The sequence below is a fragment of the Sporosarcina sp. FSL K6-6792 genome (assembly GCF_038004885.1).
In the GTDB taxonomy this organism is placed as follows: domain Bacteria; phylum Bacillota; class Bacilli; order Bacillales_A; family Planococcaceae; genus Sporosarcina; species Sporosarcina psychrophila.
In genome coordinates, this window is sequence record NZ_JBBOSA010000001.1 from 2,505,001 (window position 1) to 2,521,374 (window position 16,374).

The 16,374-nt window shown below is 42.4% G+C and carries 19 protein-coding genes; 1 reads left to right on the top strand and 18 read right to left on the bottom strand.

The window, feature by feature from the left end; translation table 11 throughout:
* Positions 1-76 precede the first annotated feature (76 nt).
* The 15 genes from MKZ26_RS12175 to acpS form a co-directional block, all read right to left on the bottom strand.
* A complete protein-coding gene (locus MKZ26_RS12175; RefSeq protein WP_340766354.1) occupies positions 77-538 on the bottom strand; it encodes a SprT family protein in 462 nt (153 codons plus the stop codon).
* Between the two features lie 21 nt (positions 539-559).
* Entirely contained in the window at positions 560-2,716 is a 2,157-nt protein-coding gene (locus MKZ26_RS12180) for a Tex family protein (protein WP_340766355.1), read from the bottom strand.
* Between the two features lie 371 nt (positions 2,717-3,087).
* Positions 3,088-3,684: a PP2C family serine/threonine-protein phosphatase gene (locus MKZ26_RS12185; RefSeq protein ID WP_338653733.1), complete on the bottom strand. Its 597-nt coding sequence runs from the start codon at positions 3,682-3,684 to the stop codon at positions 3,088-3,090.
* A complete protein-coding gene (sigB, locus tag MKZ26_RS12190; RefSeq protein ID WP_340741350.1) occupies positions 3,684-4,529 on the bottom strand; it encodes an RNA polymerase sigma factor SigB in 846 nt (281 codons plus the stop codon). The genes MKZ26_RS12185 and sigB overlap by 1 nt, the downstream gene beginning before the upstream one ends.
* Positions 4,504-4,983 carry an anti-sigma B factor RsbW gene (gene rsbW, locus MKZ26_RS12195; RefSeq protein ID WP_067205326.1) on the bottom strand — a complete coding sequence of 160 codons (480 nt, stop codon included), beginning with the start codon at positions 4,981-4,983 and terminating at the stop codon, positions 4,504-4,506. Before rsbW ends, sigB begins: the two co-directional genes overlap by 26 nt.
* Positions 4,970-5,311 carry an STAS domain-containing protein gene (locus tag MKZ26_RS12200; protein ID WP_067213812.1) on the bottom strand — a complete coding sequence of 114 codons (342 nt, stop codon included), beginning with the start codon at positions 5,309-5,311 and terminating at the stop codon, positions 4,970-4,972. Before MKZ26_RS12200 ends, rsbW begins: the two co-directional genes overlap by 14 nt.
* Before the next feature lie 67 nt (positions 5,312-5,378).
* Positions 5,379-6,392, bottom strand: coding sequence for a PP2C family protein-serine/threonine phosphatase (locus tag MKZ26_RS12205; RefSeq protein WP_340766356.1), 1,014 nt, complete (start codon positions 6,390-6,392; stop codon positions 5,379-5,381).
* 14 nt (positions 6,393-6,406) lie between these two features.
* On the bottom strand, positions 6,407-6,808 hold the full coding sequence (locus MKZ26_RS12210; RefSeq protein WP_338653740.1) for an anti-sigma regulatory factor: 402 nt from the start codon (positions 6,806-6,808) through the stop codon (positions 6,407-6,409).
* A 2-nt stretch (positions 6,809-6,810) separates the two neighbouring features.
* Positions 6,811-7,173, bottom strand: coding sequence for an STAS domain-containing protein (locus tag MKZ26_RS12215; RefSeq protein WP_067205320.1), 363 nt, complete (start codon positions 7,171-7,173; stop codon positions 6,811-6,813).
* Positions 7,170-8,000 carry an STAS domain-containing protein gene (locus tag MKZ26_RS12220; protein ID WP_340767650.1) on the bottom strand — a complete coding sequence of 277 codons (831 nt, stop codon included), beginning with the start codon at positions 7,998-8,000 and terminating at the stop codon, positions 7,170-7,172. The genes MKZ26_RS12215 and MKZ26_RS12220 overlap by 4 nt, the downstream gene beginning before the upstream one ends.
* Before the next feature lie 170 nt (positions 8,001-8,170).
* Positions 8,171-8,521, bottom strand: a complete 351-nt coding sequence (locus MKZ26_RS12225) for a type II toxin-antitoxin system PemK/MazF family toxin (protein ID WP_067205315.1) — start codon at positions 8,519-8,521, stop codon at positions 8,171-8,173.
* 4 nt (positions 8,522-8,525) lie between these two features.
* Positions 8,526-8,816 carry a transcriptional regulator gene (locus tag MKZ26_RS12230; protein ID WP_231885814.1) on the bottom strand — a complete coding sequence of 97 codons (291 nt, stop codon included), beginning with the start codon at positions 8,814-8,816 and terminating at the stop codon, positions 8,526-8,528.
* Between the two features lie 134 nt (positions 8,817-8,950).
* Entirely contained in the window at positions 8,951-10,090 is a 1,140-nt protein-coding gene (alr, locus tag MKZ26_RS12235) for an alanine racemase (protein WP_340766357.1), read from the bottom strand.
* Positions 10,091-10,163: 73 nt separating this feature from the next.
* Positions 10,164-11,171: a LolA family protein gene (locus tag MKZ26_RS12240; RefSeq protein WP_340766358.1), complete on the bottom strand. Its 1,008-nt coding sequence runs from the start codon at positions 11,169-11,171 to the stop codon at positions 10,164-10,166.
* 58 nt (positions 11,172-11,229) lie between these two features.
* A complete protein-coding gene (gene acpS, locus MKZ26_RS12245) occupies positions 11,230-11,583 on the bottom strand; it encodes a holo-ACP synthase (protein ID WP_340766359.1) in 354 nt (117 codons plus the stop codon).
* Positions 11,584-11,691: 108 nt separating this feature from the next.
* On the opposite strand from acpS, the gene MKZ26_RS12250 reads away from it, so the two are divergent.
* Positions 11,692-12,303: a rhomboid family intramembrane serine protease gene (locus tag MKZ26_RS12250; RefSeq protein WP_340766360.1), complete on the top strand. Its 612-nt coding sequence runs from the start codon at positions 11,692-11,694 to the stop codon at positions 12,301-12,303.
* 97 nt (positions 12,304-12,400) lie between these two features.
* Here MKZ26_RS12250 and MKZ26_RS12255 read toward each other — a convergent pair whose 3' ends face one another.
* From MKZ26_RS12255 to MKZ26_RS12265, 3 genes are all read right to left on the bottom strand, one after another.
* Positions 12,401-13,888 carry a PH domain-containing protein gene (locus MKZ26_RS12255; protein WP_340766361.1) on the bottom strand — a complete coding sequence of 496 codons (1,488 nt, stop codon included), beginning with the start codon at positions 13,886-13,888 and terminating at the stop codon, positions 12,401-12,403.
* On the bottom strand, positions 13,881-14,360 hold the full coding sequence (locus MKZ26_RS12260; protein ID WP_340766362.1) for a PH domain-containing protein: 480 nt from the start codon (positions 14,358-14,360) through the stop codon (positions 13,881-13,883). The genes MKZ26_RS12255 and MKZ26_RS12260 overlap by 8 nt, the downstream gene beginning before the upstream one ends.
* 356 nt (positions 14,361-14,716) lie before the next feature.
* Positions 14,717-16,240: a DEAD/DEAH box helicase gene (locus MKZ26_RS12265; protein ID WP_304627121.1), complete on the bottom strand. Its 1,524-nt coding sequence runs from the start codon at positions 16,238-16,240 to the stop codon at positions 14,717-14,719.
* Between the last annotated feature and the right edge of the window lie 134 nt (positions 16,241-16,374).

Consider the following 16,374-nt stretch of genomic DNA (forward strand, 5'->3'; position numbering starts at 1 on the left):
TTCATCAATTAATTTTAAGTATTATTGAGAACACGATTAGAGTGCGGTTTGCAGGTCCTCACCGTGTCCTCAACAATCATTTTACAGCTTGTACTACTACAATTTGCCCTGCACATTTCCCACATCTATATTTTCTAACGTCCATCCTTCTTCTTCGGTTATAAAGTAGCTTACATGATGTACACTCATATACATAGATAGAATAGGTCTTCTTATTCTTCTCAGTAAGTGGTCGGCAAAACCTCGGGGAAGAAGTGCGCTTTAGCAACTCTCTAAAATCTGCATCACGATGACGGTAACCTCTTCCTTCTATATGAAGATGGTAATGACAGAGTTCATGTTTGATTACACCAACCAACTCTTCAGTTCCATACAATTCCAAAACCAACGGATTGATTTCGATGGAATGATTTGAAAGTATATAGCGACCACCTGTTGTTCTTAGTCTACTATTAAACCGAGCAATATGAATGAATGACTTTCCGAATGCTTTTAAAGAAATACTTTCAATAAGCTCCTTCAATTCTTCATCCGTCATAGCCATCCCTCCTTTTAGTCGTCACTTTGCAGACGGCGGTAACATTGTCAGCGATATACGTCCTTTTCCTTTATCTACACCTTCCACCCACACAGTTACTATATCTCCTGAAGAAACGACATCTAGTGGATGTTTTACATATCCTTTTTTCAATTTCGAGATATGAACGAGACCGTCTTCCTTTACACCGATATCCACAAAGGCACCGAAGTCCACAACATTTCGAACGGTTCCTTGCATTTCAAGACCTTCATATAGATCCTTCATGTCGAGTACATCTGCTTTTAATAGTGGTTGCGGATAATCATCGCGCGGGTCCCGATTTGGTCTTTGAAGTGTTTCGATAATATCTTTCAATGTCACTTCCCCAACATCTAACTTAATCGCTAAAGCTTTGATGTCAAGAGCAGACAATGCATCCCCAGTTTCTTTCTTACCGAGCAACTTCTTGCTTGCATTCGCTTCTTCTAGTATTTGTTCCGCCAATTGATAACTTTCGGGGTGAATCCCCGTCGAATCAAACGGATCTTTTGCATCAGGTACCCGTAAGAAACCAATCGCTTGTTCATAAGTCTTCGCTCCGAGGCGGGGTACTTTCTTCAATTGATTGCGCTTCGTAAACAATCCATTCTCTTCCCGCGATTTCACAATGTTTTCCGCGACGGTTTTGGACAGCCCTGCCACATATTGAAGTAGCGAGGATGATGCAGTGTTAACATCTACTCCTACCCGGTTCACAGCTGTTTCAACTACGAATGATAATGATTCGGAAAGACGTTTTTTAGCTACGTCATGTTGGTATTGTCCAACTCCAACCGAGCCTGGATCAATTTTCACAAGCTCAGATAACGGATCCTGTAAACGCCTTGCTATCGAAACCGCACTTCGCTGTTCAACTTGAAGATCAGGGAACTCATCCCGAGCTTGGGCCGAAGCTGAATAAACACTGGCACCCGCTTCATTTACAATGACATACGAAACACCTGCTTGTGCTTCTTTTATACATTCAACTATGAACAATTCCGATTCACGCGAAGCTGTTCCGTTACCTATTGCAATGATTGTGATCGGATACTTTTTCAGTAACTCCAAAATAGCACGCTTCGATTTTTCCTTTTCCATTTTGGGTTGATGCGGATAAATTACGGATATTTCAAGTAATTTCCCTGTTTCATCAACTATGGCAAGTTTACACCCTGTCCGGAAGGCCGGATCAAGACCTAATACCACTTTCCCTTTCAATGGAGGTTGTAGGAGAAGACTTTTCAAGTTTTCCGAAAACACATGGATTGCTTGCTCTTCGGCCTTTTCAGTAAGCGCCGCCCTAATTTCCCGCTCAATCGATGGAGCAATCAATCGTTTAAATGCATCTTCAATCGCTTCTTTTACATGTGGTGCAGAAGGCGAATGTGATTTACGAATCAACTCACGCTCAAGTCCTCCGATAATTCGTTCACTCGGGAAAGAAATACCGACACGTAACACATCTTCTTTTTCACCGCGGTTTAATGCAAGAACACGGTGTGGAACGATCTTTTTCAAAGGCTCTTCATACTCATAGTAATTTTCGAAAACGTCACGCTTGTCCTCTGCCCCCTTGCGGACTGCAGAAACAATCATCCCATCTGACCACGCTAACTTTCGTATGTTTTCCCGTATTGCGGCATCATCCGCAAATTGTTCAGCTACAATGTCCCGAGCTCCAGCCAATGCGTCTTCAAGCGTATTTACGCCAATTTCTTCATTTAAGAAAGGCAAAGCAAGATCTTCCGGTGAATTCCCCGAAAACTCCATCAGTTTTTTCGCCAGTGGTTCAAGACCACTTTCAATTGCAATCATGGCACGTGTCCGTCTTTTTTGTTTGAAAGGTCTGTACAAGTCCTCAATTCTTTGCAAAACGGTAGCGCTTTCAATTGATTTCCTCAAATCGTCATCCAGTTTACCTTGTTCATCGATAAGACGAATCACTTCTTCTTTGCGCTGTTCAAGACCTTTCACATAACTATAAGCATCTTCAATCGCTTTAATTTGCACTTCGTCCAACGAACCAGTTTCTTCTTTTCGATACCGCGCGATAAATGGGACAGTATTTCCTTGGTCAAGTAATGCGATTACCTTTTCAGCTTGATGTATACTGACGGCCGCTTTCCCAGCTGTAGCCTCAACAATATGCTTCATCAATAAAACCACCCTTCCTTCTATAGATTCATTTTAACATAAGAAAAGCGCAAGGCGCCTTCTAGACGCGACAGGCATAAGTCGAGCCAGCGACGTGGCGCTCTTTGCCACATAGCTGGATTGCTTTTAAGGAACCCCGCGTCCTGCGGCAATGGCTAGGTGACCCACATCCTGTGGGCCTCCAAGCGGCTGGCGCCTGGAGCTAGACACTATTCTAAGTCAAAAAATCGTACACTTTCTTACCTGAAAACAAAGCGTAAGCGCCCGTTCTAACCGATATGGATTTGAATCTAGATGGAAATCTCCTTATTGCATTCTATCCGCAATCCAAGACTTTATAATTTCCTGCAATAAAAAAGCCCACCTCCAACTCACAGAAGTAGGCTTCCAGCTATAAATGTTGCATCGTCACCGTGTTCAATTGAAGCCAGCACTTTTTGATATAGCTCACAAGGTCCCGAACTTTCCTTTAATGAAGCTTTCGGGCTTCTAAGTATGACGCCATCTGAATGGAGGAAAAATAGGTCTCCCTTTTCATAGTTGTATTGTTGCGTTTTTAACTTTTGCGGTCTCCCTGAAAGATAGCCCATTACCGGCAAAGGATAAATCATCTTATCGCAATCATGAAGCATATAAAAACGGACATTGCCAACACAACTATACTGAATTGTTTTTTGCTTGTAATCGACTTTGACGATAGCTACTGCCGCACCACGCTTTTGCACCATATGTTCATTACAGCGGCTAAGTAATTCGTCTATGGACTCATGATGATATTCTTTCAACACTTTAGGAAGAATTTGAGAAGATTGGCGTGCAATCGGTCCATTACCTAATCCATCCGCAATTGCGCAGATGAAATAGCCTTCCTCCGCATGGATAAAATAAGAGTCACCACATTCTCGATTTCCAAACTTCGCTTCCTGATAAACATACGCTTCAACATGCTCAGTTATTATCGAATCCACTATAACGCACCACCAGCCGACAATATTGCTTCCTGTAACTTCTTAATCGCTTTGCGTTGTAATCTTGAAACATGCATTTGAGAAATACCGAGTCGTTCTCCCGTTTCTTTTTGGCTCAGTTGTTCAATATATGTATACTGGATGATTTGTTTTTCACGTTCCGATAATACATTTAGAGCATTCGCAACAACCATACGTTGATCTGTTTTCTCAAAGCCACCATCATTCTCACCAATAATATCGAATAGTGTTATCGTGCCCCCTTCAGAATCAGCATCGAGAGTATGATCCATTGAGAGTGCTTGATAACTTCTCCCCATCTCCATCGCTTCGAGGACCACTTCTTCTTCTACATCAAGGTATTCCGCAATTTCACTAACAAGAGGAGAACGTTGCATTTCTATTGTTAACGTTTCGACAGCTGCCTTGATTTTTGGTCCCAGTTCTTTTATACGGCGTGGAACATGTATTGCCCATGTCTTATCGCGGAGAAAACGCTTAATTTCACCGATGACCGTTGGCACCGCAAACGCTTCAAAGCTTCTTCCATATTCTGGATTATACCTACGTATCGCTCCAAGAAGTCCTAGCATGCCGACCTGGGCAATATCTTCATGAAAGGACTTACCGTTGGAGTACTTTCGGGCGATTGATTGAATGAGACGTTCATAGTGTAGAACCAAATTTGTCTGCGCCTCATCATCATTGGTTTCTTGATAACGTTTAATCCATTCAAGGACTTCTAGCTTCGTTCCACTTCCACGGAGAGATGGTTCGCTTCCTCCTGCTTGAGAAAGGGATTGTTCTTCCGTTTTAGATTCAAGAGGAGATGGTTCTTTCGACATCGACATCCTCATCCCCCCGCTCTCCACCGAGATATTTAGTCATAAAGACTGTCACACCCTCCTCATGAAGCACTTTTACATCATCCATCAGTGTCTCCATTAAATAGAGGCCTAGTCCGCCTTCACGAAGAAATTGAACTTCTTCCTGTTCATTGTATGGTCCTACGCGTTTCTTTGTTTCCTCAAAATCAAAACTTTTCCCATGATCCGCAACCATAATTTCTAATTTGTCCACAAAAAGAGCACAACCAACTACAACTTCTCCTTCATCATCCTCTTTATATGCATGCTGAACAGCATTAGTAATCGCTTCACTCGAGGCAATCTTTAAATCTTCAATTTCATCATAAGTAAAACCAAGTCGGCTTGCCAGTCCTGAAATCGCGAGTCGAGCAACTCCAACATATTGCGCTTTTGCGGGAACCTTGATTTCAATATAATCATACGGTTGCATCTCTGTCCCTACTTTCTTCCATTACGATATCCATAACTTCAGCTAAACCCGTTATTTCGAATAATCTTTTTAAACGAGTGTTTACACCAACTATCTTCACATGCCCTCCATTAGCCTTGACAGCTTTATAGAACCCGACAAAAATACCAAGTCCAGTACTGTCCATATATCCAACTTCAGATAAGTCTAATTCAGCTTGCATGTTTTCCACATTCTCTGCCGATGCAAGACACTCTTTTAATTTTGGAGCTGTGAACGCATCTATTTCTCCAACAATTTTAAATCGTTGAACACTATTTTCTTCCACTAAGTCGACTTGCAAATTCATAATTACACCCCGAATTTCTTTTTTTAAAATAGCATAGTAGAGATACATATACCCTACTGATAAAATCTTAAACCTTATCGTTCTCTTTTTTGAAAATAACAATCGTAAAATCATCGCGTAAATGAAAGTTTTGAAGATACGCTAGCCTTTGGTATACTGTATCAGCAATTTTTTGTGCAGATTCGTCTTTCACTTCCGCTAAGATCAATTTGATCACTTGATCATCTATAAAACCAGTATCCGTTCGCACTTCGGTAACGCCATCCGTCATCATCACGATAAAGTCGCCTTCTTCTAGAAGGACTGATTTCTCTTCATAAACGACATTTGGATGAACACCAAGGAGAAGTCCTTTTGCATGAAGTTCCGTAAATTCCCCCGTCGCCGCCTTATATAGGAGGGCAGGTTCATGCCCCGCGGTAGCATATGAAAAACTAGAGTCCCTTGCATCATACTTTCCATAAAACATAGAAATGAACATCGAATCATCAACACTTTTTTCTACGATTCTGTTAACAATATCAAGGACATTCCTCGGACTTGTATTTTCGTTCTGCAAACCGTCCATTCCAAACTTGATCATTGACATGCAAAGTGCCGCCGGAATCCCTTTTCCGATAACATCAGCTACAGCCACACCCGCTTCGTAACTATTATCATTCAGGAAATAAATATAGTCGCCGCTCATCTGCTTAGCCGGCTCTGTTACGAATCCAATATCAAGCTCTTTAAAATCTGGCTTCTTCGTTTTCAGAAGCGTATCTTGTACTTTTGCCGCTACATTCATTTCAATCTGAATTTCTTCTTGTTTTTGAATGAGACTCTGATGCTCCCTAAGAGCAAGCCCGTAATGAATCATCATTTCAATCAAAAAGTCAAACGAATGCCATAGCTTTTCCGGCATATCCGGCAAGACTTCAGTGAGTGCTGATTTATGGATACTGATAACGTCTTCGGGCGATATATCCTTTTCTATAAATTGCCTGCTAAACTGTTGTCCAACATAAAGATCTTCTTCATTTTGTCCATCAACATATTGCTTCAATATTTCTTTATACTGCTTCCCAACTTCCAGAGGCATTCATCATCATCTCCTCATCGGAGCCATTTTGTAGTTGTAATCGTTGTTCCTACTCCAGGCTCCGTGTCCACTTTAAATTCATCCATAAGCCTTCTCACGCCCGGCATACCTGCACCAAGTCCTCCAGAAGTCGAGAATCCGTCTTCCATCACTTTACGCATGTCCGAAATTCCTGGGCCATTATCTGAAGCTATAATTGTAATACCGTACAGGTCATTTTCAGACAACCGCTTTATTTCTATCTTACCTTTTCCAGCGTATAAATAGATATTACGTGCTAATTCACTAATTGCCGTTGTGATACGTGCCTGATCGACCGTACCGAAGCCGGACTTCTTCGCTTCATTCCGGCCCAACTGGCGGGCAGCAACAATGTCCCACTCCGTGTATATGTCTACAGAAGACCAGTACTCCATTGTTAGGCCTCCAATTCTTTACGCAGTTTGTCCAATCCGTTTTCGAGATCGAGTGCCGTCAAAACGTTCTCCAAACGAATCCCAAGTTCGATAAGCGTAATTGCAACGGCAGGCTGAATCCCTGTAATGACGACTTTCGCCCCCATTAAACCAGACATACTGATAACATCTCCCAACACTTTCGCAATAAAAGAATCGATGAAATCAATTGGTGTCAAATCAATAACAACACCCCTTGCCGTCGTTTCATGCATTTTCCTCAATAAATCCTCTTGAAACTGGAGGGCCGTCTGATCGTCAAGTTCCCATTGAACAGAAACAATTAATGTGTCATTTAATTTCAAAATTGGAATTCTCATATTCATGATTGTTCAACCTCCACTATTGTCCGGTTCGTCAGTCCAAGTGCCTCCTGCATTCCGCGCTGCAACGTGCTAGTTGTTGTGAAATCATTCAAGTTAATACCAAGCGTAACGATGGTTTGGGCAATTTCCGGCCGAATTCCAACCAGCATACATTTTGCTCCGACAAGACGGACTGCATCCGCCGCCTGAATGATATGATGGGCGACCATTGTATCCACGACTGGTACACCGGTAATATCAAGAAGTACCACTTCGGCGCGCTGCTTGACTACACCTTCCAGTAAGTTTTCCATAATTAATTTTGCCCGCTCGGTATCGATCGTACCGACAAGCGGCATTACTGATATCTTTTCGAAAACCGGTATCAATGAAGCCGACAGTTCCTGCAAGGCGATTTTCTGTAAACTGACGGTCCGATCCCATTCAACAGAATAGGCTTCTATGATACTTTCGCGCAAAGGCAAAATCCAATTATCGAAAAGTGTCATATAAAACCGTAAATTACTTTGTTCAATAACCCCTTTTTCCTCCAATAATTCGAAAACAATTTTCGAAAAGTTATCAATCGCTTTATTTACAAATTTAATAGACCAACCAAATCGGACAACCTTCACAGTAAATTCCTTCAACTTCTCAGTATTGACAATGTCTTGTTCATAAATATTCGATGTCATCAACGCCGCAAACTCACTGCTCGTCTTTTCTACAAGTTGTTCAGGCATGAAATGAAAAAACTTCTCTCCCTTTTCATCCTTCATTAGTAATTGCCATCGTTCAATAATCTCATTAATATTTTCATTTACGCCTTCCACCAGTTGAATACTCATAATTGTTCCAATAAGCCTCCTTGTGAATTCCAAATTTACGTATCTTCATTGTAACGAAAAGAGTGATGCAATACACTCTTTTTGTCATATTACTTAGGTAACGGAAAAGTGATTGCAATGAAAAGAACACCACAGAAACGAATCCATGGTGTTTTTTCTTATATGTATGCTCAGAATTTGATGAGGCCGAAACTTACTTCGAGCGCTTCATCGACCTGTTCCATCAAAAATTCATCTAGATGCGTAATCTTATCTGTAAGCCTCGACTTGTCGATTGTGCGGACCTGCTCGAGCAGAATAACCGAATCCCGCTCGAAGCCGTATCGTACCGCATCAATTTCAACATGTGTAGGCAATTTCGCTTTTTGAATTTGCGCAGTGATTGCCGCAATAATTACCGTCGGACTAAACCGATTTCCAATATCATTTTGGATGACAAGGACCGGTCTCGTACCTCCCTGTTCAGAACCAACAACAGGCGACAGATCTGCAAAAAAGACGTCTCCACGTTTTATTGCCAACTTTTCATCCTCCGCTTACGAGACGTTCTACCGTATGCTGGGCTTCAAATTCCACATGCAAGCATTCCGTGGCGATTCTAAGGTTGATTTGCGACATTTCGAGATAACCGTTCATCATCTCTTCCCTGATCGTATCCGATTCATAGTCAGTTACATATCGCTTTGTCGAAATATAAACGAAATCACCACGGTCCAGTTCCTGATGAACGACCGTATGTTCATTTTCATTCAGCATCCGTTTCGGAATTTTAACAATAACTTCTTTAAAGTTTTTATTTGCACGCAACGTTAGCACCTCCGACAAAACCGTTCCCTCATTTCAATACAAGTCCATCTTACCATTGTATACCGACAATGAGAAGACACGAAAGGAATTTTATTGACAGGATTCTGCAAAGCTGCTAGGTTTTTTTGTCGAATGTGCGAATATTATATATTCTGTCCATCTTTCCCTGTGTATATTCTCGGTACTCGCTTCGCAATGGAAACAGCAATTTCATATGGAATCGTGCCGAGTCGCTCCGCCCACTCCTCCATCGTAACTTCTTCTTTATCTTGACGACCTATTAGAACAACTTTTTCGCCAACCGCCAGTTCTCGCGGAAGCTTCACCATGCATTGATCCATGCAGATGGTTCCAATAATAGGCATTCGTTCTCCATCAATGAGTACTTCCTGTCCGCGCAGACCACGTCTCAAACCATCTGCATAACCAATCGGGATTGTGCCGATCCATTCTGCACTCGAAGTTACATAGGTACCGCCATAACTGATTCGATTGCCCACCTCCAACAACTTTACATAAGCAAGTTCGCTTTCGATTCGCAATGATCTTTCAAGACGAAACGGCAATTTCCCTCCTATATATTCCGAAGGCGCGATGCCATAAAGTCCGATTCCGAAACGGACTGCATCAAGCGCATATTCGGGATAGAGGAGGGACGCCGCGCTATTCGATGCGTGAACAAGTCGTGGTTTTTCCGACAGCGTCTGCACTAACCTCATGAACTTAATAAATTGTTCTTCTGTGTTTTCAGTGTTTTCTTCATCAGCACAAGCGAAGTGTGTGAAGATACCGTCCAGTAGCACTTGTTTAGAACTATTTACGACCGACATAAGGGACCGAAGCGCCCCCTCATCTCTCAATCCGATTCTACCCATTCCACTGTCAATCTTTACATGAATCTTCAATTGTTGCATGAATTTTTCGCTAACGTCTAATGCCGATTGCAACCACTCAGCACTCGAAACGGTTAGTATAATCCCCAATTCGGCTGCTTTTTCAGCAAACACAAGCGGTGACGGTCCCATGACAAGAATGTCCCCACTAATACCAGCCATTCGGAGTCGTATCGCCTCGTCAGGTGTTGCCACCGAGACCATTTCTGCACCAGCTTCAAAAGCAGCTTGAGCCACTTCAACTTCACCGTGGCCGTAACCGTCTGCTTTCACAACTGCAATTACTGCGGTTTCACTTCCCAAATACTCTTTCAAATTCCGAACATTGGCCCGAATCGCAGCTAGATCGACGATGGCTTGTGTTGGACGATAATGAATAGAGTCTTCCATAACAATCCCTCATTTGTACTGTAGTACTCTCCATTATCCATCCCTTGCCCTTTCTTCGTCAACCTTAGTTATATTATTTCATCCCCTCCACTTGCATCGATCCTGCTACTTCAATCAGTTCATCTTGCGTCAAATTATCGGATGCGATGAAGAATGAAACGCCTGCACTTTCCCAACGAATCGAATTTTCCGTAAGGGCTGCAACAGTAAATCCAAGATCGACAGGATCACCTTCAATGGAGACTGGCATTTTATTTTCCGCTCTAACTGCAGGCTCTTGAACAATAATGAACTCTTTCTCTCCTCCAAAAGTCATAAATGATCGTGTACCGCTATCCATTTTCACGATTTCTTCATCAACAAGAGTGCCATCTGCCCAAGCTACTGATGGATAATATGTTGAGAGTCCTGTTGCTTCATCATCCACGGCTGGTTCAGTTTCTTTACCTGTATTCGTCTCATCCATATCTACTTTGTAATCGCCAGCTTTTCGTTCGACGCCAAGTGTAATCTTATTGAACGTAATGCGAATCTTTTCCACCTTGTTTTCATCCAGTACGGAGACATACGTTGGTAGCAATGTCTTTTTGTCAATATGGATCTGCTGGGTTGGCAGAACCTTCTTATGGTTATTTCTCGTGGCCGTTTCAAAGACGTAGGTTTTCTCTTTTTCCGTCATTGTCGCATTTTTATCTGCTTTAATATCTTCCGACAATGCACCTATTAAATACGCCTGGCTATTTTGAGAAGGCCAGTCACTTTGGAACTTGTAGGTCTTACCGAGTGATGGGGTAACAACAAAAACACCTTCTTTATTACGTACAATCATCTGGGAATCCTTACTTCCTGCCTGCGTTACATTAACGCGATAGAAAGACGGCTTCGTATGCCAAACAGCGACCTCATATGAACGCGGCTCGGCTCCAGTCTTAATTTCCATGGTCGCTTGCAAATCATACCCCTTCGCTTCATTCCACTTTCCACTGAGTTTCTTCATGACATCCTCTTTCGACGGCGATCCACATGCCGCAAGGACTACCATGACTACAACTAACAAAAGAGCAACTATTCGGCTACGCATACAGTTCATCCTTTCTCATTTCAATCGGGTAGGTCATCTTATGAGGAAGGACGAACAATTATGCAAGAAGGATAACTTGAGCTGCTGCTACAGTTCGCGTATGAGTTATAGATATGAAACCAGCGATTGAATCTCCTTTGAAAAACACAGTCGGTTTGCCACTCAGTTCTGGCAATATGCTGATATCCAAGAAACTACACTGCGTGCCAATTCCTGTTCCTTTCGCTTTAGCAAACGCTTCTTTCCCAGCAAAACGACCCGCAAGGAATTCTATTCGCCGATTAGTCGTGTGCGATTCGTAAATTTCCAGCTCTTCCATAGTTAAAATGCGCATACGGAATTTCGGAGACCTAGCATCCAACTTGGCGATTCTATCCAATTCGACGATATCAAGCCCAATTCCTGCAATCAAAATAATTCCTCCTTCCAAAGTTTGCAAAAAAATCGTCGACACCTTGATCAAGCACTGGAGCCTAGACGATAAAATATGTATAATGAAGTCATAGATTGAGGTGAATACATGTTTAGCCGTACAGAAAGCTTCTCGCAATACATCCGCCTCTATCCGGTGGTGACGTTTTTCCTTGCTTTGAATATCCTTATTTATCTCGTGACGATTATCCCGGTTATCGGGACACAAGTATTATACGCCGGCGTCGGCGTCAACTTCCTTATCTCCGACGGGGAATGGTGGAGACTTCTAACACCGATGTTCCTTCACGGTGGTATCATGCATCTACTGTTTAATATGTTCTCTCTTTTCATCTTCGGACCTGAACTTGAGAAAATCGCAGGTAAGGCACGCTTCCTGACAATATATATGCTATCAGGCATTTTCGCTAATATTGCCACATTTTTCCTACAAGCCCCTAACTATCAAAGTCTCGGCGCAAGTGGTGCAGTTTTTGGGATTCTCGGAGCATTTGGAGCACTTGTCTATTATACGAAGCATATCTTACCGCAGCTAAGACAGATTATCGTACCAATTATTGTAATCAGCATTATTATGACCTATATCCAGCCCGGCATTAACACAACAGCCCATATCGCGGGGTTAATCGTCGGATTTTTAATAGGACTTAGCTATTTTCATCCCAAACGGATTGTCAGTTGGAAAAGTAAAAAAAGATAAAGAAAAGCGCTGGAGTCAAGACACAGCTCCAGGTGAAAAACTTATCTTTAGGTAAAAGAGCAGGGTTATCCCTGCTCTTTTACCTATTGAAAGCGAATCAAGCATCCTTCGAATTCTTCTCATACCATGAAAGCAGCTTCTCGGCTTCTGACTCTTCCATATGATGTACTTGTGCACTAAAAGTACTCATACCAGATTTGATGTTAGTGGCTAATGTGGCTACACTTTTTCGTTTGTGGAAGTAGTTTTGTTTCATTTCCATCGATTGAATTCTTTTTTTCATCAAGAAAGCGGTCTGAAGGCTAAGGTTCCTGAATCGCATCGTCAGCTGATTACCCGATATCCCGTAAGCAGCCGATCGATGTTGCCATAATCCGAATAGGACAATGACCGGTACGATGAGGAGCGACAACAACCCGTATGGAAAGAAAAAGTATGTCAATGCGCCGATCGCAGGAATCATCCATAGGAAATCGCTACGATAGAAAAAGCGCTTGCCGCGTGCTGGGAGTTTTTCCGTCGGTTCATCAAGTATAAGATCCGGGAATATCTCTTTCAATGGTCCATAGATATCCGCTTTTTTTACCAAAGGAAATAAATTGATTTTCGCTCCTTCCGCCCCTCCTCCCCCTGCACTATCAATTGCGACAGCAGCGTAGCCAAATAGTTGCCTAAAAGGATTCTCAATAATACGTACACTTTGAACCCTGTTCAGCGGCACTGTCATCCGTTTTTTCTCAAGTAGACCGCGCGTAATAACGATGTCTTCTTTTTCAAGTGAAACAGTAAAACCGTAATATGCCAGGAATGTCATGGCAACCGATATCCCCCACACAAAAACGAATCCTAAAAACACAGCAATTGCAACGATAAGAAGACCGAACTTGATGAAGCCTGAAATCTCTTCATACATCCATTGAAACGGTATCATCTCCGCAAACTGCGATAAGAAGATCCCCACGCCCGAAAGAATAATCCCAATCCCACCTGATGTAGTCGCTAGGATAAGCAGACCTTTCGATGACATTGTAAAAACTGATTTCCTTTGCGGTTCTTCCACTGCTTGAATTATTTCTGGCAGTTCTCCATTTTCCAGCAAAGTTTCCTTCTTACCACTTTTCGCCTGCGCTATTTCCATCTCAATTCTACTTGCCGCATCTTTCGTAATCGCGGTCAATTCTGCCTCCGACTTTTTCGAAGAGGAGCTACCTGCTGTCTCCACTTTCACTTTGACAAGTTTGAAAGGTCGGTGCAAAATCCCTTCCGTATAATCGAGGCTTTGAATTCGGTCAAACGGAATATAGCGTTTCTTTTTCACAAATAACCCATATTCGATTCGAAGTTCATTATCTTCAAACCAGTATTCAAAACGTTTCCATTTAATAATACCTGTGATGAAAAAAGCGATAATGAGGACTCCGAAAATGATGAAGGATAAGTAATCCAAATACCATTTCCCAGATCCCACATCATTAAGTCCATTCGCAAACACGAGGACAATAATCGGTAATATCGCATCTTTCGCTGTCTTCAATACTTCAATAATGGCTGTAATCCAGTGTAATTTATAGCGTGTCTCAGACATCTTCTTCCGCCACCCTTGCAAGCGCTGATATCCTGCTCCGAAGTTCATCCGCCTCTTCCATCACAAGAGCAGGTATTGTATGATTCGTCGCCGCCGTGGAAATCGTGATTTCCGCCAAGTTATATTTTCGTAAAATCGGTCCTTGCGCGGTGTCTACGTGCTGAACACGCACCATTGGAATCAACGTCCGTTTGACGATAAAAATACCATGTTGCAGCTCAATTTCTGATTCACGCACTTCATAGCGCCATCGCATCCATTTAACTTTGGGAAATAAATAAATGAAAAAGTACGCGAATAGGATTACGACAACCGCAGCCACCGCATATATCCACAATGGACCTTCAAATATATAAGCCAATACCCCCGCGGCAATTGCTACCAGTAAAAGGAATCCTGTTTCCATAATGCCGTATAATCTCCATACCTTTAATCCTTTTTCCGATATACGATTCACCGGTTGTTCTCTCATATGAACACCTCTTCCTCTCTACTTATTCTATACGATTAAGAGCGCGAAATGTTTCATTTTGATGGATTGTTGCTAAGAGGGTTGAGGGAGTGTTGTTTAGTTTTCGCGTAGCGTTGTTTAGTTCGGAGATTGCGTTGCATACCTGGAGCTGTATGTTGTCTAGTTCAGACGAAATGTTGCTTTGTCGTGTGGATGTTGTTTAGTTTCGGCTTTGTGTTGTTTAGTTCGGGGATTTCGTTGCATACTTCGGACTTTGTGTTGCCTAGTCCTCACATTCCCCTTCGAACTTTATTGTATACAAAAAAAGATCCGGGTAAGCGCTAATTGCGCTATCCGGATCTTTTAAAGGTTCATTATTAACGATCTGATTTAGTAGTACGTGAACGACTGCTGCTGTCTCTTCTAGCTCCGTCACGGCTACCGCTTGGTGCGTTGCCGCCACTTCCGCCACTACGACGAGCTCCGCCGCCATAACCACGTCCGCCGCCACCGCTTGATGGACGTCCGCCGCTACGGTTACCTTTATAACCACCGCCGCCGCCGCGAGAATTTCCGCGTGATGGTAATGGACGCTCTTCCGAAATTGATACAGGTGTATCATTCGGTTCGCGAGTTAATGAACGAAGTGCTGCTGCAACTAGATCTTTAGCTTCGAATTTCTCAAGCAAATCAGCTGCAAGATGTGTATAATCACTCAATTCATTTTTAGTAACAATTTCAGTAAGTTGTTCCACAGCCACACGTTGCTGACCAAGAATTGCTTCGTCAGAAGATGGTGGGTTCAATGGAGTCATTTGTTTTTTAGTTGTTTCTTCTACAATACGAAGGTAACCCATTTCACGTGGTGTTACGAATGTAATTGCTACTCCACTTTTCCCTGCGCGTCCTGTACGACCAATACGGTGAACATAGCTTTCAGGATCTTGTGGAATATCGAAGTTGTAAACGTGTGTTACGCCTGAAATATCGAGTCCACGTGCCGCAACGTCAGTTGCAACAAGGATATCAACTTTACCTTCTTTGAATTGCTTAAGGACAGACATCCGTTTCGCTTGAGTCAAGTCGCCGTGAATTCCTTCAGCAATGTATCCGCGGATACCTAGTGCCTGAGATAGTTCGTCAACGCGACGTTTTGTACGACCAAAGATGATTGCAAGTTCAGGTTGTTGAACATTTAGAAGACGTGAAAGGATATCAAACTTTTCGCGTTCTTGTGATTTAACGAAGAACTGTTCGATATTTTCAACAGTCATTTCTTTAGACTTGATTTTAACCATTTCCGGGTTTTTCATGAACGTTTCTGCAATTTTGCGGATTGGTCCAGGCATAGTAGCCGAGAATAGAAGTGTTTGGCGCTCAGCCGGTACACTCGCAAGAATTGTGTTGATGTCTTCGATGAAGCCCATGTTCAACATTTCATCTGCTTCGTCAAGTACAAGTGTTTGTACTCCGTCTAATTTCAATGTTTTACGTTTGATATGGTCAAGAATACGTCCTGGCGTACCAACGATGATTTGTGGGTTATTGCGCAATGCACGGATCTGACGTCCAATTTCTTGTCCACCGTAAACAGAAAGAATGCGTACACGTTTGTCAGCACCAATTCTGTAGATTTCTTCAGAAACCTGAATAGCCAATTCGCGTGTTGGAGCAATTACAAGTGCCTGTACTGCAGTGTTTCTGATATCAACCTTTTCAATGATTGGAATACCAAATGCAGCTGTTTTACCAGTACCAGTTTGTGCCTGGCCGATAACGTCGCGACCTTCCATACCAAAACGGACAGTACCTTCTTGGATTGGTGTTGCTTCTTCAAACCCCATTTTAGCTAGTGCGCGTTGTGTTGATTCACTGATATTTAAATCCGAAAAATTAGTCAAACTTATCAATCTCCTTTGTTTTTTCATTTGACAATTGGTTACATTTGCAAATGAAGGCACGGCAAATTCGAGCCTGTTAAAAGGGAACGTTTCCGATATTTTGCATTCTCTATAGTATAAGTAGAGGTTATGGT

Bases quoted from the DNA above. Each gene is read 5' to 3' on its own strand.
- MKZ26_RS12240 (WP_340766358.1), bottom strand. From the start codon at position 11,171: ATGCGTAGCCGAATAGTTGCTCTTTTGTTAGTTGTAGTCATGGTAGTC.
- MKZ26_RS12215 (WP_067205320.1), bottom strand. From the start codon at position 7,173: ATGAATATGAGAATTCCAATTTTGAAATTAAATGACACATTAATTGTT.
- MKZ26_RS12180 (WP_340766355.1), bottom strand. From the start codon at position 2,716: ATGAAGCATATTGTTGAGGCTACAGCTGGGAAAGCGGCCGTCAGTATA.
- MKZ26_RS12220 (WP_340767650.1), bottom strand. From the start codon at position 8,000: ATGAGTATTCAACTGGTGGAAGGCGTAAATGAAAATATTAATGAGATT.
- MKZ26_RS12210 (WP_338653740.1), bottom strand. From the start codon at position 6,808: ATGGAGTACTGGTCTTCTGTAGACATATACACGGAGTGGGACATTGTT.
- alr (WP_340766357.1), bottom strand. From the start codon at position 10,090: ATGGAAGACTCTATTCATTATCGTCCAACACAAGCCATCGTCGATCTA.
- MKZ26_RS12175 (WP_340766354.1), bottom strand. From the start codon at position 538: ATGACGGATGAAGAATTGAAGGAGCTTATTGAAAGTATTTCTTTAAAA.
- MKZ26_RS12260 (WP_340766362.1), bottom strand. From the start codon at position 14,360: ATGAGAGAACAACCGGTGAATCGTATATCGGAAAAAGGATTAAAGGTA.
- MKZ26_RS12200 (WP_067213812.1), bottom strand. From the start codon at position 5,311: ATGAATTTGCAAGTCGACTTAGTGGAAGAAAATAGTGTTCAACGATTT.
- MKZ26_RS12205 (WP_340766356.1), bottom strand. From the start codon at position 6,392: ATGCCTCTGGAAGTTGGGAAGCAGTATAAAGAAATATTGAAGCAATAT.
- sigB (WP_340741350.1), bottom strand. From the start codon at position 4,529: ATGTCGAAAGAACCATCTCCTCTTGAATCTAAAACGGAAGAACAATCC.
- rsbW (WP_067205326.1), bottom strand. From the start codon at position 4,983: ATGCAACCGTATGATTATATTGAAATCAAGGTTCCCGCAAAAGCGCAA.
- MKZ26_RS12250 (WP_340766360.1), top strand. From the start codon at position 11,692: ATGTTTAGCCGTACAGAAAGCTTCTCGCAATACATCCGCCTCTATCCG.
- MKZ26_RS12255 (WP_340766361.1), bottom strand. From the start codon at position 13,888: ATGTCTGAGACACGCTATAAATTACACTGGATTACAGCCATTATTGAA.